A 23,165-nucleotide genomic window follows, 5' to 3' on the forward strand; every position below is an offset into this window, starting at 1 on the left:
ATGAGGGGCGCGCGCCGCCGGAAAACGGCTCCGGCGGCGCGGCAGGGTCAGACGCCCTGCTTCAGGCTAGCCTCGATGAAGGGGTCCAGGTCGCCGTCGAGGACGCCCTGGGTGTTGCCCACTTCCACGTTGGTGCGCAGATCCTTGATGCGCGACTGGTCGAGCACGTAGGAGCGGATCTGGTGGCCCCAGCCGATGTCCGACTTGGCGTCCTCCAGCTTTTGTTGCTCGGCCTGGCGCTTGCGCAGCTCATGCTCGAACAGGCGGGCACGCAGCATCTTCCAGGCTTCGTCCCGGTTACGGTGCTGGGAACGGTCGTTCTGGCACTGCACCACGATGCCGGTGGGCACGTGGGTCAGGCGCACCGCCGAGTCGGTCTTGTTGATGTGCTGGCCGCCGGCGCCGGAAGCCCGGTAGGTGTCGGTGCGCACGTCGGCCGGGTTGATCTCGATCTCGATCGAGTCGTCCACTTCCGGGTAGATGAACACCGAGGTGAAGCTGGTGTGGCGCCGGGCGTTGGAGTCGAAGGGGCTCTTGCGCACCAGGCGGTGGATGCCGGTCTCGGTACGCAGCATGCCGTAGGCGTAGTCGCCGCTGATCTTGATGGTGGCGCTCTTGATGCCTGCCACTTCGCCCTCGGACTCTTCCAGCACCTCGGCGGTGTAGCCGCGCCGCTCGCAGTAGCGCAGGTACATGCGCAGCAGCATGGAAGCCCAGTCCTGGGCCTCGGTGCCGCCGGCGCCGGCCTGGATTTCCAGGAAGCAAGGGTTGGGGTCCTGGGGGTTATTGAACATGCGCCGGAACTCCAGCTCATGCACGGACTTCTCCAGGCCCTCGGCATCGCCGGCGACGGACTGGAGCATGTCCTCGTCGCCTTCCTCACGGCCCATCTCGAACATCTCCCGGGCGTCGCCCAGGGTCTGGGAAATCCGGTCGAGGCTGAACACCACGCCTTCCAGGGACTTCTTCTCCCGGCCTAGTTCCTGGGCGGCCTTGGCATCGTTCCAGATGGCGGGGTCTTCGAGCTGCTTGGTGACTTCGACTAGACGCGCTTGCTTGGCATCGTAGTCAAAGATACCTCCGTAGGTCGGCGGCCCGCTGGGCCAGGTCGGCAAGGTGGTTGGCGATGCTGTTGAGCTGTTCGGCTTCCATGGCGGTTTTCCTGTTGGGCGTGCGGAGCGCCGCGGGGCGGGCGGCCAGGCTTGGCCGGCGCCGATGGCGGCGGAAAAACCGGTAAGTATACCGCAGCCGATGGGAGCCTTCGCTCGTGCTACAGTCCGCTGCCCTGCACTTTTTCCGCCGCCGGGCTCCGCCGTCCGGCCGTACCGCTCCGTGACCGCTCCAGATTCCAGCCGCGCCGCCGCGGCCGCGCCTTCGTCCTCGCCATCGGCCGAGGCTGCTACCAGCTCTTCTTCCACCTTCGCCGGGCACGCCCCGGAACGGGACCGCCTGCCTGCCAGCGGCCTGCTCCTGCTGGCCGCCATCGCCCTGGGCTGGGGCCTCAACTGGCCGATCATGAAAGTGGTCCTGAGCGAAGTGCCGCCCCTGACCTTTCGCGGTTCCTGTCTGACCCTGGGCGGCCTGGGCATGCTGCTCCTGGCCCGCCGCACCGGCCAGTCGGTGGCGATCCCGCCGGGCAGCCTGGGGCGTCTGGTGGCCCTCTCCGCCGCCAACATCATCGGTTGGAACGTGCTGGTGGTGTACGGGCTGCTCACCCTGCCGTCCGGGCGGGGGGCGCTACTCGGCTACACCATGCCGCTGTGGGGCATCTGCCTGTCGGTCTGGCTGCTGCGCGAACGGCTCACGGCGCGCAAGTTGGCCGGCCTGGGACTGGGTTTCGCCGGGGTGGCGCTGTTGATCGGCGAGAGCCTGGGCGCCCTGTCGGCGGCCCCGGCGGGCGTGGCCTGCATGCTCGGCGCCGCCTTCTGCTGGGCCCTGGGCATCGTGCTGCTCAAGCGCCTGCCGCTGGCCATGCCGACCATGTCCCTGACCGGCTGGATGATGCTGTTGGGCGGGGTGCCGATCGCCGTCGCCGCGCTGATCGTGGACGCGGGCCGCTGGCACGTCCCATCGTTCTGGCCGGCTTTCGGCCTGGCCTACAACCTCTTCATCGGCTTCATGTTCTGCTACTGGGCGTGGAACCGCATCGTGCTGATGGTGCCCGTGTCGGTGTCATCCCTCTCGTCCCTGGTTACGCCGCTGATCGGCCTGTTCGGCGGCATGATCTTTCTCGGCGAGCGGCCGGGCTGGCAGGAAGGGCTGGCGGCACTGTGCATCCTGGGTGCCCTGGCGGTGGTATCCCTACCCGGGCGCCGCCGGGGTTAGCTTTTATCAGCGCCCCTCATGCCTGGACATTCCTGGGGGAGCGGCGGGTCGCCCGGCTGGGCGCGTCGGGCCAGTTCTTCGAGGATGCGGGAGCGCACCAAGCGGCGGAACGCCGCCTTGCAGGCCGGGCCGCAGGTGAGCTGGCGGCCGTAGCTGAGGCGGTGGAGTATTTCCGGCACGTCGTGGGCCGTGCCGCATACCGGGCAGCGATGCCGGACGGTGGCGGGATGAATCACGGCGTTACGGTGCCCGGGAGGCGAAACGGGCGAGGTCGGCGGGCTGGGAGGCGACGGCCGGGGAAACCAGGATCACTTCCCGGCGTGGCACGTCGGCCAGGCCCACGGCCAGGGTGACGGCGGCGGCGCCGGCAGCGGCCACCGCCAGTCGCAGAGGGGCTTCCCAGCGCTTGAGAGCCTGGGCGAGGGCGGCATGGCCCTGGGAGTCGGAGGCGAAGGTCTGGAAAACGATCTCTTCGCCCTGTCGTTTGGGAATGCGGGTGGCGACCCGCAGCAGCCCCTTTTCCAGGGCGATGCCGACGCAGATGGCGCGCTTCATGAGGCTTCCTCGTAACCCGGATCGCTGATCCGTATGGCTTCAGAGTAGGCCCTGCCGCGCAAGACGTCCGTCAAGAAGCGGGCCGGGACGGTAAAAAAGCCGTCAAGGCCCGCCCCGGACCGGCTATCAGCTATCCACGCCCCGGGATTCCTGCTGCCAGACGACCGCATCCGCCGGCAGCAGGACGGCCTCGGGGCCGTCGCCCAGGGCGACCTGGGGCGCGATCACCCAGCCCAGGGGCCGGTCCGGTCCGCCGGGCAGGCGCACGTCGCCGCCGGTGTGGTAGGCGATCCAGTTCATTTCCCAGAAGCCGAACAAGCGGCGCTTCAGGGCGACGGTCTTGGCGTCATCGCTGCGCAGGTTGTCCTGGATCATGGCACGACGCGCATCCGCCGGGTCCACCGGCACCCAGCCGTAGGCGGCCACGTAGAACTCGGCCCGGCAGTGCTGGGCCGTGGCCACGTTGCCGGTGGCGCCCAGGCTGGGGAATTGGCGCGATTCGCCGATGCGCTGGCCATAGACCACCCGGGCGGGGATGCCCGAGGCGCGGCACAGGCCGACGAACAGGGCGCTGGCGTTCCAGCCCAGGGCGTCGTCGCACAGGGTGATCTGGCCGCCGGGGCCGACCAGGGCCTGGAGGTCGCCGCTGGCGCACTGGTTGGCGGCGCTGGACTTGAGGGGCTGGTCGATGATCCAGTCGTAAAAGGCCCGGGCCTGGGGCATGGGTTCGCGGATGCGGCCGGTGATGCGTTCGGCGGCGTCGGCGATGGCACCGTCCAGGGGCAGTTTGCTGCTGCCCTGGAGAAAGCGCTGCAGGGTTTCCTCGTCCTCGTTGCGGTTGCCGCGCCGGGTGATGTCGAAGAGGCGCTGGCGGGTGGCCACCCGGGTGGTGATTTCCAGTTCCGGCGTGGTGCCGTCCTTCCAGTCGGCCACCAGGAAGGTGAGGTCGCTGCCCGGGTCACGCTTCAAGCCGATGCGCTCGAAGTTGCCCTTCCAGGTCACGTCCATGTCCCGCTGCCAGTCGGATTCCCGGGGGAGGGGAATCCAGGCGCGGCTGCGGCCGCGGCCGGGCAGCTTGGCCTGGAGCTTGCCGGTGATCTGGTATTCGCGCCACTCGAACTGGGGCGGCGGGGTAAGGGAGGCGGCCGCCATGGGGCGGCTCTGGCGGAAACCGCTGCCACCGCCGGTATCGCGCAGGCCGGCGGTGGTGCCGCGATGATGGAGCGCGGGTTTGCCGTGGCCTTTGGCGACGGGTTTGGCGGCAGTCTTGGCAGTGCCCTTGGCGGGTGTCTTGGCCGTTGCACCTTTTTTCTGGACCGGCTTGGCCAGGGCGGGGGCGGCGGAAAAGAGGGAGAGGAACGCCGAAGCGGCGAGGAAGGCGCGTCGTTTCATAAACAGCTCTGTCCGTTACGCGTGAAAAGACACGACCGCCGGGAGCGGTGCTCGGGGCGGTCGCGGGAGGTTCATATGGTCAGCAAATCATAGCACCTCGGCGGCGTGATCGGCCAGGCGGGAGCGCTCGCCCCGCGCCAGGGTGACGTGGCCGGAGTGGGGCCAGCCCTTGAAGCGATCCACCACGTAGGTGAGGCCCGACGAGCCCTCGGTCAGGTAAGGGGTGTCGATCTGGGCGATGTTGCCCAGGCAGACCACCTTGGTGCCCGGGCCGGCCCGGGTAATCAGGGTCTTCATCTGCTTGGGCGTGAGGTTCTGGGCCTCGTCGATGATCAGGTACTTGCTGAGGAAGGTGCGGCCGCGCATGAAGTTGAGGGATTTCACCTTGATGCGGCTGCGGATCAGGTCCTGGGTGGCGGCCCGGCCCCAGTCGCCGGAGCCGGCCTCGTCGTCGGTCTTGTTGAGGACCTCCAGGTTGTCCTCCAGGGCACCCATCCAGGGGGCCATCTTTTCTTCCTCGGTGCCGGGCAGGAAGCCGATGTCCTCGCCCACCGGCACGGTCACCCGGGTCATGATGATCTCGGCGTAGAGCTTGCTCTCCAGCACCTGGGTCAGGCCCGCCGCCAGGGTCAGCAAGGTCTTGCCGGTGCCGGCCTGGCCGAGCAGGGTGACGAAGTCGATCTCCGGGTTCATCAGCAGGTTGAGGGCGAAGTTCTGCTCCCGGTTACGGGCGGTGATGCCCCACACGGCGTTCTTCGGGTGGGAATAGTCGGTGAGGGTCTCCAGCACCGCGGTCTTGCCGGCCACTTCCTTGACCCAGGCGGCCAGCGGATTGCCCTGGCCTTCCTGCCAGACGAACTCGTTGACCATGAACTGGGGGCACATGGGGCCGCTCAGGCGGTAGCGGGTCTTGCCGTTTTCCTTCCAGGACTCCATGCCCTGGCCGTGCTTGTCCCAGAAGTTGGCGGGCAGTTCCTGGGTGCCGGCGTAGAGGATGTCCGTGTCCTCCAGCACCTTGTCGTTGAAGTAGTCTTCGGCGGCCAGGCCCAGGGCGCGGGCCTTGATGCGCATGTTGATGTCCTTGGACACCAGGATCACCTGGCGCTTCGGATGCTTGCGCTGCAGGTGCACCAGCACCGACAGGATGTGGTTGTCGGCCTTGCCGGTGGGCAGCGCCGTGGGCAGTTCGCCGGAGATGGCCTCGGTCTGCAGGAACAGTCGCCCGGTGGCCAGCTTGCTGGAGGGGCCGGTGAGGTCCACCCCTACGTCGATGTCCTCGCTGCTGGAAACCAGCTCGTCCAGGGTGCGCGACACCTGGCGGACGTTGCGCGAGATTTCCGACATGCCCTTCTTGTGGTTGTCCAGCTCCTCCAGGGTCATGATCGGGAGGTAGATGTCGTGCTCCTCGAAGCGGAACAGACTGGTGGGATCGTGCATCAGCACGTTGGTGTCGAGGACGAACAGCTTGGAGGGGGAGGCGGCAGCCGTTTTCTTGGCGGACTTGGCGGCGGCTTTCGGTACGGCTTTGGCTTGCGCGGCGGATTGGCGGGCCATGGAGTTTCCTTGCGTTCGTTGATGACGATACTGGGGACAACAGGCGCTGCGACAACGGGGGCTGCGGTACTGCGAGGTGAAAGAGGGGGCGGTGCGGCTACAGGGCGCGCAGGGCGGCCAGCACGGCTTCGGCGTGGCCCGGGACCTTCACGCCGCGCCATTCCTGGGCGAGCTTGCCGGCGCGATCGAAGAGGAAGGTGCTGCGCTCGATGCCGCGCACCTGCTTGCCGTACATGTTCTTCATCTTGATCACGCCGAAGGCATTGCAGACGGTTTCGTCGGCGTCCGAGAGCAGTTCGAAGGGCAATTCCAGCTTGGCCTTGAAGTTGGCGTGGGACTTCAGGCTGTCCCGGGAAATGCCGACGATCACCGCGCCGGCGGTGGCGAACTGGGGATGGAGGTCGCGGAACTGGGCGGCCTCGGTGGTGCAGCCTGGGGTGCTGTCCTTAGGATAGAAATAGACCACGACGGCCTGGCCGGCACGGGTGGCCTCCGCCAGGGTGAAGTCGCCGCCGGTGCCGGGTAGGGTGAAATCGCTGGGAACGGTGGCGGGGATGCTGCTGCTCATCGGGGTCTCCTGAAAGGGCGGAAGTGGTTTCCGCCGGCGGCTTCATTCTCAGGAAACTGAGGCGTTACGGCAAGTGCTGCGGTGCGGCGGGCGCCGCCCCGGCCTGCCCGGAGGTCCGCCACTGGCGCGGCTTTCCGGGCAGGGTCCGGCGGCTTCAGGCCGCCTGGGGCCGGGCCATGGCGCCGTCCAGCTCGCCCATCAGGTGGTCGAGCCGGGAGGTGGCGGCGGCGATGCCCTGGGTCTCCCGGGATAGGAGGCCGGTGGAATGGCCGAAGGTGGCGATCTCGCTGGAAAAATCGCCGAACCGTTCCTGCTGGGCCTGGGCTCCGGCGGAAATGTCGCCGAGCAGGCCGGCGATCACCCGGGCCTCCCGGATCACCGCGGCGAGGCGTTCCTGGGCGGCCAGGGCGTTGTCGCGGCCGCCGCCCATCTGCTCGCCGCCATGGCGTACCGCGGCCAGGGCTTCCTGGGTGGCGCCGAGGATCTCGGCGATGCGCCGCTCGATGTCGCCGGTGGCGTGCTGGGTCCGCTCGGCCAGCTTGCGCACCTCGTCGGCCACCACGGCGAAGCCCCGGCCGGTGTCGCCGGCCCGGGCCGCCTCGATGGCGGCGTTGAGCGCCAGCAGGTTGGTCTGGTCGGCTACGTCGCGGATGATCTGGACGATGGCACCGATCTCGTTGTTGCGCGCCCCCAGCTCCTCGATGCGCGCCACGGCCTGGCCGATGGCGCCGTGGGCCTGCTCCAGGCGGGTCACTGCTGCGTCCATCACCTCGCCGCCGGCCGTGGCCTGGCTGCCGGCGGCTTCGGCCAGGCGACTGGCTTCGGTGGAACGGCGGGCGTTCTCGGCGGCGGCGGCGATGATGGCGTCGGCGGTGCCAGCCATGCTTTCCGCCCGCTGCCGCTGTTCGTCCATGGTATCGGCGATGCGCCCGGTGGCCCCGGCGATGCCCGCGCTTTCCCGGGAGGCGGCACCCACCGAATTGGTGATCTGGGTCAGCAGTACCTCCAGGTGGCGGGAGGCTTCTTCGGCGTGCCGGCGGGCGTCCTCCAGGTTGGCGAAGGAATGCTGGCGGGCCCGCTCGAAGGCCAGGGCAAGGGTGAACACCACCACCAGCAGGCCGATCAGGGATTTGCCCTGGAGCGCCGGCAGCAGGTCGTGGGGCAGGGGCGAGGGCGGCAGCAGACCCTTGCCCTCGATGGTCATCAGCAGCGCCACTGCGGCCAGGGTCAGGCCGCTCCACAGGTAGCCGGCGCCCCGCCCGGCGATGAACACGGCGGCCAGGGGGATGGTGGCGAACCAGACCACGCTGGTGGAGAACAACCCACCATTGACCGCCACCATCCACGCGACCATGCCGAACATGGACGCGGTGACGAACTGGGCGGCCAGGCGCACGCTGCCGGTGCCCTTGAGCAGGAAGGGGCCGAGCAGGAGGCCGAGACTGCCGACGAGGATGCCGTTGGCCATGGGGTAGTGGCCGTGCTTGTAGTAGGACAGGGCGAAGAGGGGCGCCACCAGGGCGGCGATCAGCCCCACGCTGACCACGGTGCGGGCGCGCACCGAGGCTTCGGGCGACGTGCGCACCGCTTCGGGAAGGAACCAGGCAACGACCTGGGCGAGAGCCATGACGAAAACCTCGGTGATGGAAAGTTTCGGAATGTAGATCAAACGATCGTTTGAATCAATTGCCGAGGTCTGGGAAAAAAGTTCCCGATGGCGAGAAAAAGATGGGCAGGCGAAAGGAAGGGACGCTGCCGCCGATGGCGGGTGATGGAAACGAAAAGGCCGGAGCGCATGGGCTCCGGCCTTGGGCGGGAAAGGCGGCTAATCCGCCCGGGAGGTCGTAGGGTTCAGCAGGTGGCGCCCTGGACCATGAGCTGGCCCGAACGGCCTGGAATCTCGCCCCAGCCGATCTCGTGGCGGGGCAGGGCGGCCGGGTCCAGGGACTCGAACAGGGTGCGGGTGGCGACGAGCTGGTAGCCCTGGGCCTTCCACCCGGCCAGCAGGCGGTCGAATACCGGAGCCAGCTTGCCCCCTTCCAGCTCGGCGTGAAGGGTGTAGACCTGATCCCGGTCGGCGGCCTGGGTCAGGCCGAGCAGGTGGTCGGCCACGGTGGCCTCGGTGATGCCGTCGGCGCCGATCAGTTCGTCCAGGGTGGGCAGGGTGGTGGGCAACTGGGGCACGGCCAGTTCACGGCCCTGCCAGACTGGGCGGAAGGGATGGCTGCCGCGGCCGTCGGAGGCGTAGTCCATGCCGGTTTCCCCTTCCAGGGCCAGGGCGGTGCCGTTCATCTGCCAGCCGGCGGCGCCGTGGGTGCGGGGGGGCGTGCCGAACACCTCGGCGAAACGTTGCACCGCTTTGCCGAATTCGGCTCGGGTCCAGGCCTCGGAGGCCTTGCCGACGCCATCCTGCCATTTCACGTGGTCCCAGCAGTGGATGCCCACCTCGAAGCCCGCATCGCGCACGGCGCGCATCACGTCGGCGCTCTTGCGGCCGATATCCGGCCCGGGCAGAAGGGTGCCGTAGAGCAGGGTCTTGATACCGTAGTGGGAGACCACCGAGGTGCGCTGCACCTTCTTGGCGAAGCCCGGGCGCAGGGCGCGCTTGACGGCGCGGCCGGTGTGGTCCGGGCCGAGGGAGAAGAGAAAGGTGGCGCCGGCCTGGTGGCGGCGCAGCAGTTCGACCAGGGCGGGCACGCCTTCCCGGGTGCCGCGGAAGGTGTCCACGTCGATCTTGAGGGCGAGGTAGGGCATGGCGATGGGGGATGTGAAGGGGGCGACACAAAACGAACGCGCCGCCGCGGAAGATCCGGACGGCGGCGCGTTGCGGAGCGGGTGGGTTTAGTCCACCAGCTTGCGGGCTTCCGCCACCTGGCCACGGTAGGCGTCGAAGATGTTCTTGAGGGCATCCTCGAAGGTCACTTCCGGCGCCCAGCCCAGTTCGGACATGGTGTTGGCGATCTTGGGCACCCGGTGCTGGGTGTCCTGGTAACCCTTGCCGTAGTACTCGCCGGAGGTGGTTTCGACCATCTTCACCTGGCCGGCGGTCTCGGCGTACTCGGGGTACTTCTTGGCCAGGTCGAGCATCAGGGTGGCCAGTTCGCGTACTGAGTAGTTGTTCTTCGGGTTGCCGATGTTGTAGATCTTGCCGGAGGCCACGCCGTCCTTGTTCTCGATGATTTTCATCAGGGCGGCGATGCCGTCGGAGACGTAGGTGAAGGAGCGCTTCTGGCTGCCGCCGTCCACCAGCTTGATGTTCTCGCCGCGCACGATGTGGCCGAGGAACTGGGTGATGACGCGGGAAGAGCCTTCCTTCGGGGTGTGGATGGAATCCAGGCCCGGGCCGATCCAGTTGAAGGGGCGGAACAGGGTGTAGTCCAGGCCCTCTTGCTGGCCGTAGGCGTGGATTACCCGGTCCATCATCTGCTTGGCGCAGGAGTAGATCCAGCGTGGCTTGTTGATCGGGCCGAGGATGAATTCGGAGTTCTCGGGGTCGAACTCGGCGTCCTTGCACATGCCGTACACCTCGGAGGTGGACGGGAAGATGACGCGCTTGTTGTGCTTCACGGCCTGGCGAATGATCGGCAGGTTGGCCTCGAAGTCCAGCTCGAAGACGCGCAGGGGTTCCTTGACGTAGGTGGCCGGGGTGGCGATGGCCACCAGGGGCAGGATCACGTCGCACTTCTTGACGTGGTACTCGATCCACTCCTTGTTGATGGTGATGTCACCCTCGAAGAAGTTGAAGCGCGGGTGGTCGAGCAGGCTGGCAACCCGGTCGTTGGCCATGTCCATGCCGTACACCTCCCAGTCGGTGGTGTCGATGATGCGCTGGGACAGGTGGTGGCCGATGAAGCCGTTCACGCCGAGGATCAGGATTTTTTTCATGGTGTTGTCAGGAAACAGGAAATCGGTGGAAATCAGAGCCGGATCGAATTGTGCTCTTTTCCGGATACAAGTGCGCTAAAACGTTCCGCATCGAGAGGACTGCCGTCGAGCTGGGCGGCCAGCAGGCGCAGCTTGCGGCCGTCGCCACAGCGCGCCGTGAGCCGGCCCTCCTCGACCGCCAGGGCGGGCACCGTCTCGCCGGCAGCGGCGGGGCCGTCCACGGGCAGGGTCCGCAGCACGGTCAGGCGGCCCAGTTCCGTGTCGCTGAAGGCGCCCGGGTAGGGGGGCGCCACGGCGCGGACGAGATTATGAACGCTCCGGGCCGGGTTCCGCCAGTCGATCCGTCCATCCTCGGGTTTGCGACCGCCGAAATAGCTGCCCTGGGCCAGGTCCTGGGACTGGAGGGCGGCGGTGCCGGCGAGGAGGCCGGGCAAGGCCCGGTGCAGGCAGAGTTCCGCCGCCACGGTGACCTTGTTGAACACGTCGAAGGCGGTGTCGTCGGCCAGGATGGGCACGGCCTGCTGGTCCACCAGGCGGCCGGCGTCGGGTTTTTCGACCATCTCGTGCAGGCTGGCACCGGTTTCCGTCTCGCCGTGGATCACCGCCCAGTTCACCGGCACCCGGCCCCGGTATTTGGGCAGCAGCGAGCCGTGCATGTTGAAGGCGCCCCGGGGCGGCACCGCCAGGAGCGGCGCCTTCATCATCTGGCGGAAATAGAAGGAAAAGAAGAAGTCCGGCTCTAGGGCGGCGATTCGGGCCACCACCTCGGGGGCGTTCACGTCCTCCGGGGTAATCGTCGGGATACCGCGCTCGTGGGCGATGTCGGCCACCCGCTGGAACCAGATGTTCTCGCGGGGATCGTCCTCGTGGGTGACGACCAGGGGAATGTGCACGCCGCCGTCGAGCAGGGTCAGGAGGCAGCGGGCGCCTACGTTGTGGTAGGCGAAGACGACGGCGCTGGGGCGCGTGGGCATCGTGGCGTTTCCGGGAAGGTCAGGGCTGCTGGGTGGCCGGCGCGGCGACCGGGGCGGCATCGTCGACGGGGGATTCGAGGATCGCGCCGATGCGGTAGCGGGGCCGGTAGCGGACCTGCATGTGGATGCGGCCGATGTATTCGCCCAGGATGCCCTGGCCGAACAGCACCAGGCCGACCAGGAAGAAGGCCAGGATGTCCCGGTCCCAGATCACTTCGAGCAGGCCGGTGATCTCGTGGTTGAACAGGCGGTGGATGATCACCCCGACGTAGGTCAGCAGGGAGAGCAGGGAGACCAGGATGCCGAGCAGGGAGAAGAATTGCAGCGGCGCTACCGAGAAGCCGGTCATCAGGTCGAAGTTGAGGCGGATCAGGCTGTACAGGGAATACTTGGATTCGCCTGCGGCGCGGGCCTCGTGCTCCACCACCACTTCGGTGGGCTGGTGGGCGAAGGTGTAGGCCAGGGCCGGGATGAAGGTGTTGACCTCGCGGCAGTCGAGCATGGCCTCGACGATCTCGCGCCGGTAGGCGCGCAGCATGCAGCCCTGGTCGGTCATCTTGATGCGGGTGATGCGCTCGCGCAGCCGGTTCATGGCCTTGGAGGCCACCGAGCGCCACATGGCATCCTCGCGCTGGCGGCGGATCGAGCCCACGTAGTCGTGGCCGGCGCGCACCGCCTCGAGCAGCTTGCCGATCTCTTCCGGCGGGTTTTGCAGGTCCGCGTCCAGGGTCACCACCACGTCGCCGCGGCACTGTTCGAAGCCGGCCATGATCGCCATGTGCTGGCCGGCGTTGGCGGCCAGCAGCACCACCCGGGTCACGTCGGGGCGGCGCTGGAACTGCTCGCGCAGCATGGCCGCGGAGCGGTCGCGGCTGCCGTCGTTGACGAAGATGATCTCGTAGGTGGCGTCGAGCTTGTCGAGGGCGGGGTAGAGGCGGTCGTAGAGGGACTGCAGGCCGGCTTCCTCGTTGTAGACCGGGATGACGACGGACAGCTCGGGATGGGCGTGGCTCATGGTTCGGCGGAAATGTCGGGAGGTGTTCAACGGGGCAGCAGGTCGGCCAGGGCGGCGACCACGCGATCCACGTCGCCATCGGCCATGGCCGGGAAGAGGGGCAGGGTGAGGATGCGGCGGCCCACGTCCTCGGCTACCGGGCAATCCCCTTCCTGCCAGCCGAGGCGGCGGTAGAGGGTGGTCAGGTGCAAGGCCGGGTAATGGACCCCGGTGCCGATGCCGCGCGTCTTGAGGGCCGCCATCAGGTCGGCCCGGTTGCAGCCCTGGGGTACCAGTACCTGGAACATGTGCCAGTTGGACTGGGCGAAGTCGGCCAGGGGGAGTTCCAGCACCCGCTCCAGGCCGGCGGCGGCCAAGGCGGCGAAGTAGCGCTGCGCCAGGGCGCGGCGGCGTGCGGTGAAGCCGTCCAGCTGTTTGAGCTGGCCCAGGCCCACGGCGGCGGCCACGTCGGTGAGGTTGCCCTTGTGGCCGGTCATGTCCACGTCCAGGGTGCCGTCGGGGAAGCGCTGCACGCCTTGCAGGCGCAGCCGCTCGACCCGGGCCGGGTCCACGTCCGGAGGCAGCACCAGGGCGCCGCCCTCGCAGGTGGTCAGGTTCTTGTTGGCGTGGAAGCTGAAGGAGACGAAACCCGAGCCGTCGCCGAAGGCCTGGCCGATCGGGGTGCCGTTCCAGTTGGCGCTCAGGGACTGGGCGGCGTCCTCGATCACCCGCAGGTTGTGGCGGGCGGCCAGGGCGTAGATGGCGTCCCGGTCCAGGGGCAGGCCGGCCAGGTCCACCGGGATGATGGCCTTGGTGCGCGGGGTAACGGCTGCCTCGAGCTTGCCCAGGTCGAGCATGCGGGTGGCCGGGTCGATGTCCACGAACACCGGCCGGGCACCGCGCTTGATCACCACATTGGCGGTGGCCGCCCAGGTCAGGGGGCTGGTGATGACTTCGTCACCATGGCCGATGCCGGCCAGTTCCAGGGCGATTTCCAGGGTCAGGGTGCCGGAGTTGAACACCTTGACCGGCCGGCCGCCGCACAGGGCGGAGAGTTCGGCCTCGAACTGCTGGCACTTGGGACCGGTGGTGATCCAGCCGGAGCGCAGCACGTCGGCCACGGCGGCGATGGTGGCCTCGTCGATGCTCGGCCGGGTGAAGGGGAGGAAATCCATGGAAAGACCTTGACGCTTCGATGCTTAGTGGGACCGGGCGACGAGCCAGACGCCGACGATGATGAAGCCGATGCCCATCAGCTTCTGGGTGACCAGTGGTTCTCCGAACCATTGCCAGGCGATGAAGGCGTTGATCACGTAGCCGATGGAAAGCATCGGGTAGGCGATCGACACCGGCACCCGGGACAGGGCCATGATCCACACCACCAGGCTGACGGCGTAGCAGGCCATGCCGCCCATGATGTGGGGCTCGAAGGCGAGCTTGAGTCCCACGGGCAGGACGTTTTGCAACTGGAAGTCGAAATGGCCGACGGCGTTGGTGCCGGCCTTGAGCAGCAATTGGGCGGCGGCGTTGAGCAGCACGCCGGTGAGGATGAGGGCGAAACTGATGGCAGTCATGAGGCGGTGGAAAAGTCAGGCGGGCAGGTTCAGGGCTGGGGCTTGCGCACGATCACCCGGCGGGAATCCCGGGCCAGCACTTCCATGGGTACGCCCTGGGCTTGCAACTGCTCGAAGGCGTCCGGCGGAAGCAGGGCGAAGGCCTTCTGGTCGGCCTCCCAGCGCTTGACGAAGTCGGCGATGGTGGGCAGGAATTTCTCCGGTTCCTGCTGGATGCCGAAGTCGAGCTCGTCCTTGTACTGCACCATGGTGGTGGTGCGCTTGAGATAGGGCTGCAGGGTCTGGTCGTAGGTGTTGACGCTGTAGAAGGGCAGGCTGTCGTCCATGTAGGGCTTGACCTTCTGCACGATGTCCCATGCTGACATGGATTCGCGCTGGGTCTCGTGGCCGGTCAGGGTCAGCTGGGCGCAGATCAGGCCCCCCAGGGCGACCACCATGGTGGCCAGGGTTTTGCGCTCGCGCTGGAAGAGGATGAAGCCGACGATGGCACCCACGGTCAGGGCGAGGGCGGCGCCGATCAGCCACGGCTGGTAGGCGGGCACGTCCGGGTTGTCGTTGCGGATCGATTCCAGGTTGGGCACCCACAGGGCGGCGCCGACGTAGATCAGCCCGAACAGGATCACCGGCACCATGTGCCAGCGCAGGGTGCGTCCCGCGTCCCGGTCGATGGCCCGGCCCACCAGCACGGCGCCGGCGGGGAAGAGGGGGATGATGTAGGAGATCAGTTTGGAGTGGGAGGCGGAGAAGAAGCCGAAGATCACCACCGCCCAGATCAGCAGGAAACGGTCGGCGCGGAACTCGCCGCGGACCCGGGTGGGGGTGCGCACGGTCTTCCAGCATTCGGCCAGGAACAGGGTGACCCAGGGCATGAAGCCTACCAGCAGCACCGGGATGAAGTACCAGCCGGGCTGGTAGCGGCCGTGGACCTTGGTGAGGAAGCGCTCGAAGTGCTCGTGGATGAAGAAGAAATGGAAGAATTCCGGGTTCTTCAGGCTGACGATGACGAACCAGGGCACGGTCACCAGCAGCAGCAGGGCCAGGCCGGAGAACCAGCGCATGCGCAACCAGAAGCCGAACTCGCGCTGCACCAATGAATAGAGCACCAGGGCGGCACCGGGCAGCACCAGACCAATCAGTCCCTTGGACAGCACGGCCAGGCCCAGGGCGACCCAGGCCAGCCAAAGCCAGTTGCGTTCGATGGCGTTGTCGATGCCCGGGCGCCGACTCAGGGCGAAGGCGAACACCGCCAGGTTGAGGAAGAAGCACACCCCCATGTCCAGGGACAGCACATGGGCGAGCACTACATACAGGATGCTGCCGGTCAGGGCCGCCGCGCCGAGGAAGCCGGCCCGGGCGCCGAACAGGCGGGCGCCGGTGAGCCAGACCGCCAGGATGCCGAGCAGTCCGGTGAGGGCCGGCCACAGGCGGGCGGACCAGTTGTGCTCGCCGAACAGCTCATAGGACGCGGCGGTAGCCCAGTATTGCAGGGCCGGTTTTTCGAAGTACTTGAGGTCGTTCAGGCGTGGGGTGACCCAGTCGCCGCTGGCCACCATTTCCCGGGGGATCTCGGCGTAGCGGCCTTCGTCGGGCCGGACCAGCTTGCGGTATTCCAGGTTGCTGAACCAGACCACCACCACGATGAGGAGAAAGAGGAAGAGGGAGCGTCGGCTGCGGAATTCCATTGTTTTTTATGGGCGATGAGCGGGCAGGGCGCGGGTGGCGGGACGGCAGGAGCCGTTCAGGGCAGGAGCAGGGCGCAGGCGACCTTGCGGTCCTCGGCGGCCAGGATGTTGTAGGTGCGGCAGGCGGCCTGGGCATCCATCACCTCCAGGCCGCGCCGGGCGGCGAGCAGGGATTGGGTCAGGCGCGGATGGGGAAAGCGCAGGGCGTTGCCGGTGCCGAGAATGACGATCTCGGCGTCGGTGGCGGCGAGCAGCTCGAAATCCTCGGCGGTCAGGGCGTCGAAGTCATGGCCGGTCCAGCCCGGGGTGAGGCGGGTGGGGGTGACCAGGACGTTGTTTTCGTGGCGTATTCCATTGACCAGCACGTAGCCCTCGCCGTACCCGGAGAAGGTGTAGAGACCGTCGGTTTTGGAGAGGTGGAGCTTCATCGGTGCCGGGGATGTCCGTTGCGATGCACAACGCGTTAAGAAAGGGTAGGATTATAGGCTTTCCCGACAAGTTAGGCCGGGCCGTTTTTGCAGGGTGCGCATCCGTGCGATGCGATCCCGCCGGGATGGCTCAGGGGGCGCCGCGGGCGGCCCCGTCCGGCCGCCAAAGCCATGAGTGATCTTTCAAGCCCTTCCGGCACGCTTACCGAATCTTTTTCCGACGCCAACGACGCGCCCACTGCCATGCAACCGATCCTGAAATCCGCCAAGCTCGCCAACGTCTGCTACGACATCCGTGGACCGGTGCTGGCCCGAGCTAAGCAGATGGAGGAAGAGGGGCAGAAGATCATCAAGCTCAACATCGGCAACCTGGCCTCCTTCGGCTTCGACGCGCCCGAGGAAATCCAGCAGGACATGATCCGCAACCTGCCCAATTCGGCGGGCTACTCCGACTCCAAGGGCATCTTCTCCGCCCGCAAGGCGATCATGCACTACACCCAGGAGAAGAAGGTCAAGGGCGTGGGGCTGGAGGACATCTACATCGGCAACGGCGTGTCCGAGTTGATCGTGATGGCCATGAACGCCCTGCTCAACCACGGCGACGAGGTGCTGGTGCCGGCGCCCGACTATCCGCTGTGGACCGCCGCCGTGAGCCTGTCCGGCGGTACGCCGCGCCATTACATCTGCGACGAGGGCGCCGGCTGGCTGCCCGACCTGGACGACATCCGCAGCAAGATCACCGACAACACCCGGGCCATCGTCCTGATCAACCCGAACAACCCGACCGGGGCCCTGTACCCGGACGACCTGCTGCGCGAGATCGTCGAGATCGCCCGCCAGCACCAGCTGATCATCTACGCCGACGAGGTGTACGACAAGGTGCTCTACGACGGGGTGACCCACACCTCGATCGGCTCCCTGTCCGAGGACGTGCTGACCATCACCTTCAACGGACTGTCCAAGAACTACCGGTCCTGTGGCTACCGGGCCGGCTGGATGGTGGTGTCCGGCGACAAGCGCCACGCCCAGGATTACATCGAGGGCCTCAACATGCTGGCCTCGATGCGCTTGTGCGCCAACGTGCCGGGCCAGTTCGCCATCCAGACCGCCCTGGGCGGTTACCAGAGCATCAACGACCTGGTGGCCCCGGGCGGCCGCATGCGCCGCCAGCGCGACCTGGCCCATGAGCTGATCACCTCGATCCCCGGGGTGAGCTGCGTCAAGCCCAAGGCCACGCTCTACATGTTCCCGCGCCTCGATCCCAAGATGTACCCGATCGCCGACGACCAGCAGTTCATCTGCGAACTGCTGGAAGCCGAAAAGGTGTTGCTGGTGCAGGGCACCGGCTTCAACTGGGGCCATCCGGACCACTTCCGGCTGGTCTTCCTGCCGCACGAGGACGATCTGCGCGAGGCCGTCGGCCGCATCGCACGCTTCCTCGACGGCTACCGCAAGCGTCACGGCCACGCCTGAGGCCGCTTACTAGAACGATTCCTTTCACCTACAAGTAAGAGTCTATGAAACCCATCAATGTCGGCCTTTTGGGCATCGGTACCGTCGGGGGCGGTACGTTCACCGTTCTGCAGCGCAACGCCGAGGAGATTACCCGCCGCGCGGGGCGTCCCATTCAGATTACGGTGGTGGCCGACAAGGACGTTGCCCGGGCCCAGTCGGTCACCGGCGGCGCCTGCAAGGTGGTGGACGACGCCTTCGCGGTGGTCACCGATCCCAGCGTCGACATCGTGGTGGAACTCATCGGCGGCTACGGCATAGCCAAGGAGCTGGTGCTCAAGGCCATCGAAAACGGTAAGCACGTGGTCACCGCCAACAAAGCGCTGCTGGCCGTCCATGGCAACGAAATCTTCGCCAAGGCCCGTGAAAAGGGCGTCATGGTGGCCTTCGAGGCCGCCGTGGCCGGGGGCATCCCCATCATCAAGGCGGTGCGCGAAGGCCTGACCGCCAACCGCATCCAGTGGATCGCCGGCATCATCAACGGCACCACCAACTTCATCCTGTCCGAGATGCGCGACAAGGGCCTGTCCTTCGAGACGGTGCTCAAGGAAGCCCAGCGTCTGGGCTACGCTGAAGCCGATCCCACCTTCGACGTGGAAGGGGTGGACGCGGCCCACAAGGTCACCATCCTGTCCTCCCTGGCCTTCGGCATCCCGGTCCAGTTCGACAAGGCCCACGTGGAAGGCATTTCCAAGCTCGACGCCACCGATATCCGTTACGCCGAGCAACTGGGCTACCGCATCAAGCTGCTGGGCATCACCCGGCGCCGCGCCGAGGGCATAGAACTGCGCGTCCATCCGACCCTGGTGCCGGCCAAGCGCCTGATCGCCAACGTCGAAGGCGCCATGAACGCCGTCCTGGTCCAGGGCGATGCCGTGGGCGCCACCCTGTACTACGGCAAGGGTGCCGGCGCCGAGCCGACCGCCAGTGCCGTGATCGCCGATCTAGTGGACGTGACCCGCCTCGCCACTGCCGATCCGGAAAACCGGGTGCCGCACCTGGCCTTCCAGCCCGACCAACTGGCCGATCTGCCGGTGCTGCCGATCACCGAGGTGGAGACTGCCTACTACCTGCGCATGCGGGTGGAAGACAAGCCGGGCGTGCTGGCCGACATCACCCGCATCCTGGCCGACGAAGGCATCTCCATCGACGCCATGCTGCAGCGCGAGCCGGACGAGGGCGAGGCCCAGACCGACATCATCATCCTGACCCACGTCTGCGTCGAAAAGAAGGCCGACGCGGCAATCGCCAAGGTCGAAGCCCTGCCCGTGGTCCAGGGCAAGGTCACCCGCCTGCGCCTGGAAAACCTCCAGTAACGCCAGACGGGGCTCCCCGGCAACGAAAAAGCCTGCGACACTGTTCGCAGGCTTTTTCGTTTGGAGAGGCGCCATGGGAATCCTGAATCCGGCCCGCCGCCGCGTGCTGGCGGGCTGTGCGGTTTGTACCGGGCTGGCCATGTTGTCGGCCTGCACCAGCGTCGGGCTGTACACCGGGGCGGCTGGTACCCAGGAAGATGCGCGAGAAGTGGTACGCCTAGTCTACGGCCAGGGTAGCCCCGCCGAGATCCAGGTGCTGCCTTACGAGGGGGGCGATCTGAGCAAGGCCGTGCAGCGCCTGCGCGACCGTTACCCGCGCCTGCAACCCTGGTACGCCCAGGGTGTGATCGGCAATACCTCGGGAGGCTTCGTCGCTGTCCGGGATGTCCGCCGGCGCAGCGAGGTGAGCGAGCTGGTGCGGGCCGAGAATCGGGACCGGGCGTTGCTCTACGTGCGGGGCTCGGTGGAGGTCGGCCATGGTACCGACGACCTCGAATCCTGGCTGCCCTACGAGCGGGAGAGCTTCGGCACCGAATGGATCGAGCAGTCGCCCGCCGGCTGGTGGTTCCTGGGCAAGGACCGGCAATGGCACGAGAAGACAACCTCGGCCCGCGTACCGCCGGCCCGTGAGCCGGGTCGCAGCGACAGCCGTTTCATCTGGTGAGTGTTTTCGTGCTGGGGCCGGTACGGACGCCACGAGCTACCAGCATGGGCGGGTGCCAGATGGCGCCTCGGCTTTTCAGCGGTTTTGCCGCACGTTTGCACTTTTGCGCCCTAACCGCCCCGTTTGTAGTAGTCGTCTTCCTGCGTCTTACCTGTTACGGGGCTTTGCTTGGGGTGTTGCTGCATTCCAGGAAATTCGCCGGGCACCGCTTGCCGTGCCCATGGAGAGGCATGTCAGGCATCAAGGCCGAAGTGGCCGGTGCGGTCGGCTGGGACTGGTAGACGGCGAGGTGGTGCCCCCGGGACTCTGCGGAGGGGAGGGGGTTGCCCGTGGGTGCTGGGGGAAAACGTGCGACTGGAGGGGGCTTGGCGGCGATTCCGCAATCGGGATGCGAAGCGGAATTTTCCGCGTCATGCCATTGTCGAACGGCCAACCAAGGTGCATGAACCTAAAACGGCCCGGCACAAAAGCGAAAGGGGTTGCACCGAAGTGCAACCCCTTGTTTTGTTTGGCTCCCCGACCTGGGCTCGAACCAGGGACACACGGATTAACAGTCCGTTGCTCTACCGACTGAGCTATCGGGGAATCGCGTTGATGCAGTTTGTTGCTGCGTCGTTGCGAGAGCCCGAATAATAGAGATGCACCGTACCCAAGTCAACACTTTTCTTGCGAGAATGTCGTTTATGGATGAAAACCTCGTTTATTCCAAGACTTCCGCAGGCGAAGAGGCGGTGCGGCAGCGGACCCGGGTGGTCCAGCGCAATCTCCGCATGGTCCTTATCCTGGTGGACGGCAAGACCACGGCCGGAGAATTGTCGGCCAAGGTGGGCAATCCCCAGTTGGTCGAGCAGTCGTTGCGCGAACTGGAAGAAGATGGCTTTATCGCTCCGGCGGACGAGGCGGCCTCGAAATGGGCGCGCAGCTTTGCCAATCTTTACCAGTCGGCAAAACCGGGGACGCCCGAACGGCCCATCCAGAATCCCAGCACCCTGACGGTGCCGGAGGTTTCTTATTTCCACGGGCCGAGCAGCCGCCCGGGGATGGTGGATGAGGTTGAGGAAGAGGAGGGCGAGCAGCGACAGGCAACCGCCGCTCCGCCAGAGGCAGCCCCGGCAGCACTGCCCGCCGGCCCTGGCCTGTTCTCTCGTTTGGGCGCCACATTCCGCAGCCGGAAGATTGGGCGATCCAGCAAAAAGGGGCCGAATAAGTTGCTGTTTGGCCTTGTGGCCGTCGTACTGCTAGTGATCGGCCTGTATGCATCGCTGCCGCAGCAGCGCTACCGGCACGAGCTGGAAGCGGGACTGACGGCAGCTCTGGACAGCCCGGTGAGCGTGGAGCGGCTCGGATTTGGCTGGGCCGGGCAGCCGGCCTTGCTGGCGAAGGTCAGCAAGGTGGGCGATGGGACCATCAGCCTGGGCGAGGTGGCCCTGGTGCCGCGTTGGGGCAGCCTGTGGTCGGAGCGCCCTGGCTGGCGGCGCATCGAGGTCAATGGCGCGCAATTGCCGCTGGCGGCGGTCGCCGGCCTGCCGACGGTCGCCGAGCGCCTTGGCGCTTCGGGCGAACCGGCCCGGGTCGTGCTACGGGATGCACTGCTGACGCTCGGCCCTTTGGCGGTCGCCGGCCGTTGGCGTGCCGAGTCGGCCGGTGGCGAATCGGTGCAACTGGATAGCGACGATGGCACCTTGCACGCCACCGTGAGCCGGCGGGCCGATGGCGTGGCCGTCAGCTGGCGGGGCCTGGGGTGGAACCCATCTGGCGGTAGCCGTTGGGCCGTGGATCAAGTGGAAGGCGAGGCGCTGGTCGAGCCGGCAACGGGCGACGCCGTTGCCCTGCAGTTGCGCAAGGTCGAAGCCCTGGCCCTGGATGGCCGCTGGCAAGGCGAGGCGCGCCTGGAGGTGCGCGGTGGGCGCATCGCGCTGGAGGGGCGCGCCGCCCTCAAATTCGTGGCCGGGAACCGGCTCGCGTCCCTTGGATTGGTGCCGGTGAAGATTCAGGGGCCTTGCTCCGCCGAGCTGGCGGTGCGCGCCCAAGGGAAGGATTGGGACGCGCTGCTGGCCGGGATGGCTTTCGAGGGGCCGGTCACCGTTGGCAAGGGGGAGCTCACCGGTATCGACCTGCTCCAGTCAGTTCGGGAAGGAGGTGCCAGTCTGACCCGGGGCGGCGTCACCAGCTTCGACAATCTGACCGGCCGCATCCGCCGCGATGGCCGCGGTACGGCGCTGACCGGATTGACCTTGCAGTCGGGGCTGATCGGCGCCAGCGGCCGGGTGGCCGCAGACGGCAACGGCCGGCTCGACGGCCTGTTCGACGTGCAGTTGCGAGGCACCGCCAATCAGTTGCGCGCCCAGCTGGCCTTGACGGGCACGGCGGCCGATCCCCAGCTGCGCCGCCTGAGATAAACAGTCGGTAGACAGCAGGGAAGGGCGCAGCGGTTGCCAAACGAAAAACGCTCCCGAAGGAGCGTTTTTCGTTACGGCGTTGCGCCAGTAAAGACTTAGCCCTTCAGCACTTGGGCGATGCCATCGGCCACGTAGTCGATGTTCTTGGCGTTGAGGGCGGCCAGACAGATACGACCGGTGGACACGGCGTAGATGCCGAAGTCCTTCTGCAGGCTGTCCACCTGGGCGGCGGTCAGGCCGGTGTAGGAGAACATGCCGCGCTGCTTCACCACGAAGGAGAAGTCCTGCTGCACACCCTTGGCGGCCAGCTTTTCCACCAGGCCGGTGCGCATGGCGCGGATGCGGTCACGCATGCCGGCCAGCTCGGCTTCCCACTGGCCGCGCAGCTCGGGGCTGCCCAGCACCGCGGCGACGATGGCGGCGCCGTGGATCTGCGGGTTGGAGTAGTTGGTGCGGATCACGCGCTTGAGCTGGGACAGGACCCGAGCGGATTCTTCCTTGCCGGCGGTGACGATGGACAGGGCACCGACGCGCTCACCGTACAGGGAGAAGCTCTTCGAGAAGGAGCTGGAAACGAAGAACTGCAGGCCCGAGGCGGAGAACAGGCGGACTGCCACGGCGTCCTGGTCGATGCCTTCGGCAAAGCCCTGGTAGGCCATGTCGAGGAAGGGCACCAGGCCCTTTTCACGGCAGACTTCGACCACTTCGGCCCATTGGGCGTCGGACAGGTCGGCACCGGTGGGGTTGTGGCAGCAGGCGTGCAGGACGATCACCGAGCCGGCGGGCAGGGTGAGCAGCTTGGCCTTCATGCCGTCGAAGTTCACGCCGCGGGTGGCCGCGTCGTAGTACGGGTAGGTGTCCACCGGGAAGCCGGCGGCCTCGAACAGGGCGCGGTGGTTTTCCCAGGAGGGGTCGCTGATGTAGATCGTGGCGCCGGGGTTGAGGCGCTTCAGGAAGTCGCCACCGATGCGCAGGGCGCCGGTACCGCCGATGCCCTGGGCGGTGACCACGCGGCCGGCGGCCAGCAGGTCGGAGCCGGCACCGAAGAGCAGGTTCTGCACGGCCTGGGTGTAATTGGCCGGGCCTTCGATGGGCTGGTAGCCACGGGGCGGGGCCGCTTCGAGGCGGGCTTTTTCAGCGGCCTTGACGGCGGCCAGCAGCGGAATCTTGCCGTTGTCGTCGTAGTACACGCCAACGCCCAGGTTGACCTTGGTGGTACGGGTGTCAGCGTTGAAGGATTCGGTCAGTCCGAGAATCGGATCCCGAGGGGCCATCTCGACGGCGGCAAAGATCGAGGAAGTCATAGGTGCTCCAGAAAGCTCCAAAGAAAGGACAACAGGGGT

General features: G+C 67.0%; 21 protein-coding genes and 1 tRNA gene. 5 read left to right on the top strand and 17 right to left on the bottom strand.

The genetic code is table 11. The features are described 5' to 3' along the window. Window positions 1-47: 47 nt before the first annotated feature. A protein-coding gene (prfB, locus tag LWW89_RS05830) for a peptide chain release factor 2 (protein WP_293262579.1) occupies window positions 48-1,152 on the bottom strand; the annotation gives its coding sequence in 2 pieces (ribosomal slippage) (window positions 48-1,070 and window positions 1,072-1,152; 1,104 coding nt in all). Between the two features lie 180 nt (window positions 1,153-1,332). Between prfB and LWW89_RS05835 the strand changes: the two genes are divergently transcribed. Continuing rightward, a complete protein-coding gene (locus LWW89_RS05835) occupies window positions 1,333-2,325 on the top strand; it encodes a DMT family transporter (RefSeq protein ID WP_293262582.1) in 993 nt (330 codons plus the stop codon). Here LWW89_RS05835 and LWW89_RS05840 read toward each other — a convergent pair. The 14 genes from LWW89_RS05840 to LWW89_RS05905 form a co-directional block, all read right to left on the bottom strand. Continuing rightward, the gene (locus LWW89_RS05840; RefSeq protein WP_293262585.1) at window positions 2,322-2,561 is read right to left on the bottom strand and encodes a hypothetical protein; all 240 of its coding nucleotides are present in this window, start codon (window positions 2,559-2,561) and stop codon (window positions 2,322-2,324) included. The two genes, LWW89_RS05835 and LWW89_RS05840, sit on opposite strands and share 4 nt — an antisense overlap. 4 nt (window positions 2,562-2,565) lie before the next feature. Then, the gene (locus LWW89_RS05845; RefSeq protein WP_293262588.1) at window positions 2,566-2,880 is read right to left on the bottom strand and encodes a hypothetical protein; all 315 of its coding nucleotides are present in this window, start codon (window positions 2,878-2,880) and stop codon (window positions 2,566-2,568) included. A 126-nt stretch (window positions 2,881-3,006) separates the two neighbouring features. Next, window positions 3,007-4,272, bottom strand: coding sequence for a transglutaminase domain-containing protein (locus LWW89_RS05850; RefSeq protein WP_293262591.1), 1,266 nt, complete (start codon window positions 4,270-4,272; stop codon window positions 3,007-3,009). 87 nt (window positions 4,273-4,359) lie between these two features. Continuing rightward, complete coding sequence (locus tag LWW89_RS05855; RefSeq protein WP_293262594.1) at window positions 4,360-5,826, bottom strand: PhoH family protein; 1,467 nt, start codon at window positions 5,824-5,826, stop codon at window positions 4,360-4,362. Window positions 5,827-5,923: 97 nt separating this feature from the next. Next, entirely contained in the window at window positions 5,924-6,394 is a 471-nt protein-coding gene (locus LWW89_RS05860) for a peroxiredoxin (RefSeq protein ID WP_293262597.1), read from the bottom strand. Window positions 6,395-6,548: 154 nt separating this feature from the next. Then, window positions 6,549-8,021 carry a methyl-accepting chemotaxis protein gene (locus LWW89_RS05865; protein ID WP_293262600.1) on the bottom strand — a complete coding sequence of 491 codons (1,473 nt, stop codon included), beginning with the start codon at window positions 8,019-8,021 and terminating at the stop codon, window positions 6,549-6,551. Window positions 8,022-8,245: 224 nt separating this feature from the next. Further along, window positions 8,246-9,148 carry a polysaccharide deacetylase family protein gene (locus LWW89_RS05870; protein WP_293262603.1) on the bottom strand — a complete coding sequence of 301 codons (903 nt, stop codon included), beginning with the start codon at window positions 9,146-9,148 and terminating at the stop codon, window positions 8,246-8,248. Between the two features lie 87 nt (window positions 9,149-9,235). Then, window positions 9,236-10,279, bottom strand: a complete 1,044-nt coding sequence (locus tag LWW89_RS05875; protein ID WP_293262606.1) for a bifunctional UDP-4-keto-pentose/UDP-xylose synthase — start codon at window positions 10,277-10,279, stop codon at window positions 9,236-9,238. A 32-nt stretch (window positions 10,280-10,311) separates the two neighbouring features. After that, on the bottom strand, window positions 10,312-11,253 hold the full coding sequence (locus LWW89_RS05880) for a formyltransferase (protein ID WP_293262609.1): 942 nt from the start codon (window positions 11,251-11,253) through the stop codon (window positions 10,312-10,314). A gap of 19 nt (window positions 11,254-11,272) precedes the next feature. Beyond that, entirely contained in the window at window positions 11,273-12,268 is a 996-nt protein-coding gene (locus LWW89_RS05885; RefSeq protein ID WP_293262612.1) for a glycosyltransferase, read from the bottom strand. 26 nt (window positions 12,269-12,294) lie between these two features. Next, window positions 12,295-13,422 (bottom strand): DegT/DnrJ/EryC1/StrS aminotransferase family protein, encoded by a 1,128-nt coding sequence (locus tag LWW89_RS05890; protein ID WP_293262615.1) that lies wholly within the window; start codon window positions 13,420-13,422, stop codon window positions 12,295-12,297. Window positions 13,423-13,446: 24 nt separating this feature from the next. Further along, complete coding sequence (locus LWW89_RS05895) at window positions 13,447-13,821, bottom strand: SMR family transporter (RefSeq protein ID WP_293262618.1); 375 nt, start codon at window positions 13,819-13,821, stop codon at window positions 13,447-13,449. Window positions 13,822-13,850: 29 nt separating this feature from the next. Continuing rightward, entirely contained in the window at window positions 13,851-15,503 is a 1,653-nt protein-coding gene (locus LWW89_RS05900; RefSeq protein WP_293262621.1) for a glycosyltransferase family 39 protein, read from the bottom strand. Window positions 15,504-15,559: 56 nt separating this feature from the next. Continuing rightward, complete coding sequence (locus tag LWW89_RS05905; protein WP_293262624.1) at window positions 15,560-15,931, bottom strand: Mth938-like domain-containing protein; 372 nt, start codon at window positions 15,929-15,931, stop codon at window positions 15,560-15,562. Window positions 15,932-16,174: 243 nt separating this feature from the next. On the opposite strand from LWW89_RS05905, the gene LWW89_RS05910 reads away from it, so the two are divergent. The 3 genes from LWW89_RS05910 (at window position 16,175) to LWW89_RS05920 (ending at window position 19,423) form a co-directional block, all read left to right on the top strand. Continuing rightward, window positions 16,175-17,404, top strand: coding sequence for a pyridoxal phosphate-dependent aminotransferase (locus LWW89_RS05910; RefSeq protein ID WP_293262964.1), 1,230 nt, complete (start codon window positions 16,175-16,177; stop codon window positions 17,402-17,404). Between the two features lie 44 nt (window positions 17,405-17,448). Continuing rightward, a complete protein-coding gene (locus tag LWW89_RS05915) occupies window positions 17,449-18,759 on the top strand; it encodes a homoserine dehydrogenase (protein ID WP_293262627.1) in 1,311 nt (436 codons plus the stop codon). 73 nt (window positions 18,760-18,832) lie between these two features. Beyond that, on the top strand, window positions 18,833-19,423 hold the full coding sequence (locus LWW89_RS05920) for a DUF1318 domain-containing protein (RefSeq protein ID WP_293262630.1): 591 nt from the start codon (window positions 18,833-18,835) through the stop codon (window positions 19,421-19,423). A 509-nt stretch (window positions 19,424-19,932) separates the two neighbouring features. Here the strand turns inward: LWW89_RS05920 and LWW89_RS05925 are convergent. After that, window positions 19,933-20,008 (bottom strand) — tRNA-Asn (locus LWW89_RS05925). 98 nt (window positions 20,009-20,106) lie between these two features. On the opposite strand from LWW89_RS05925, the gene LWW89_RS05930 reads away from it, so the two are divergent. Next, the gene (locus LWW89_RS05930; RefSeq protein ID WP_293262633.1) at window positions 20,107-21,822 is read left to right on the top strand and encodes a hypothetical protein; all 1,716 of its coding nucleotides are present in this window, start codon (window positions 20,107-20,109) and stop codon (window positions 21,820-21,822) included. A 95-nt stretch (window positions 21,823-21,917) separates the two neighbouring features. Here LWW89_RS05930 and LWW89_RS05935 read toward each other — a convergent pair whose 3' ends face one another. Beyond that, window positions 21,918-23,126 carry an amino acid aminotransferase gene (locus LWW89_RS05935; protein ID WP_293262636.1) on the bottom strand — a complete coding sequence of 403 codons (1,209 nt, stop codon included), beginning with the start codon at window positions 23,124-23,126 and terminating at the stop codon, window positions 21,918-21,920. Window positions 23,127-23,165 lie beyond the last annotated feature (39 nt).

The organism is Oryzomicrobium sp., from assembly GCF_021287045.1.
GTDB lineage: Bacteria > Pseudomonadota > Gammaproteobacteria > Burkholderiales > Rhodocyclaceae > Oryzomicrobium.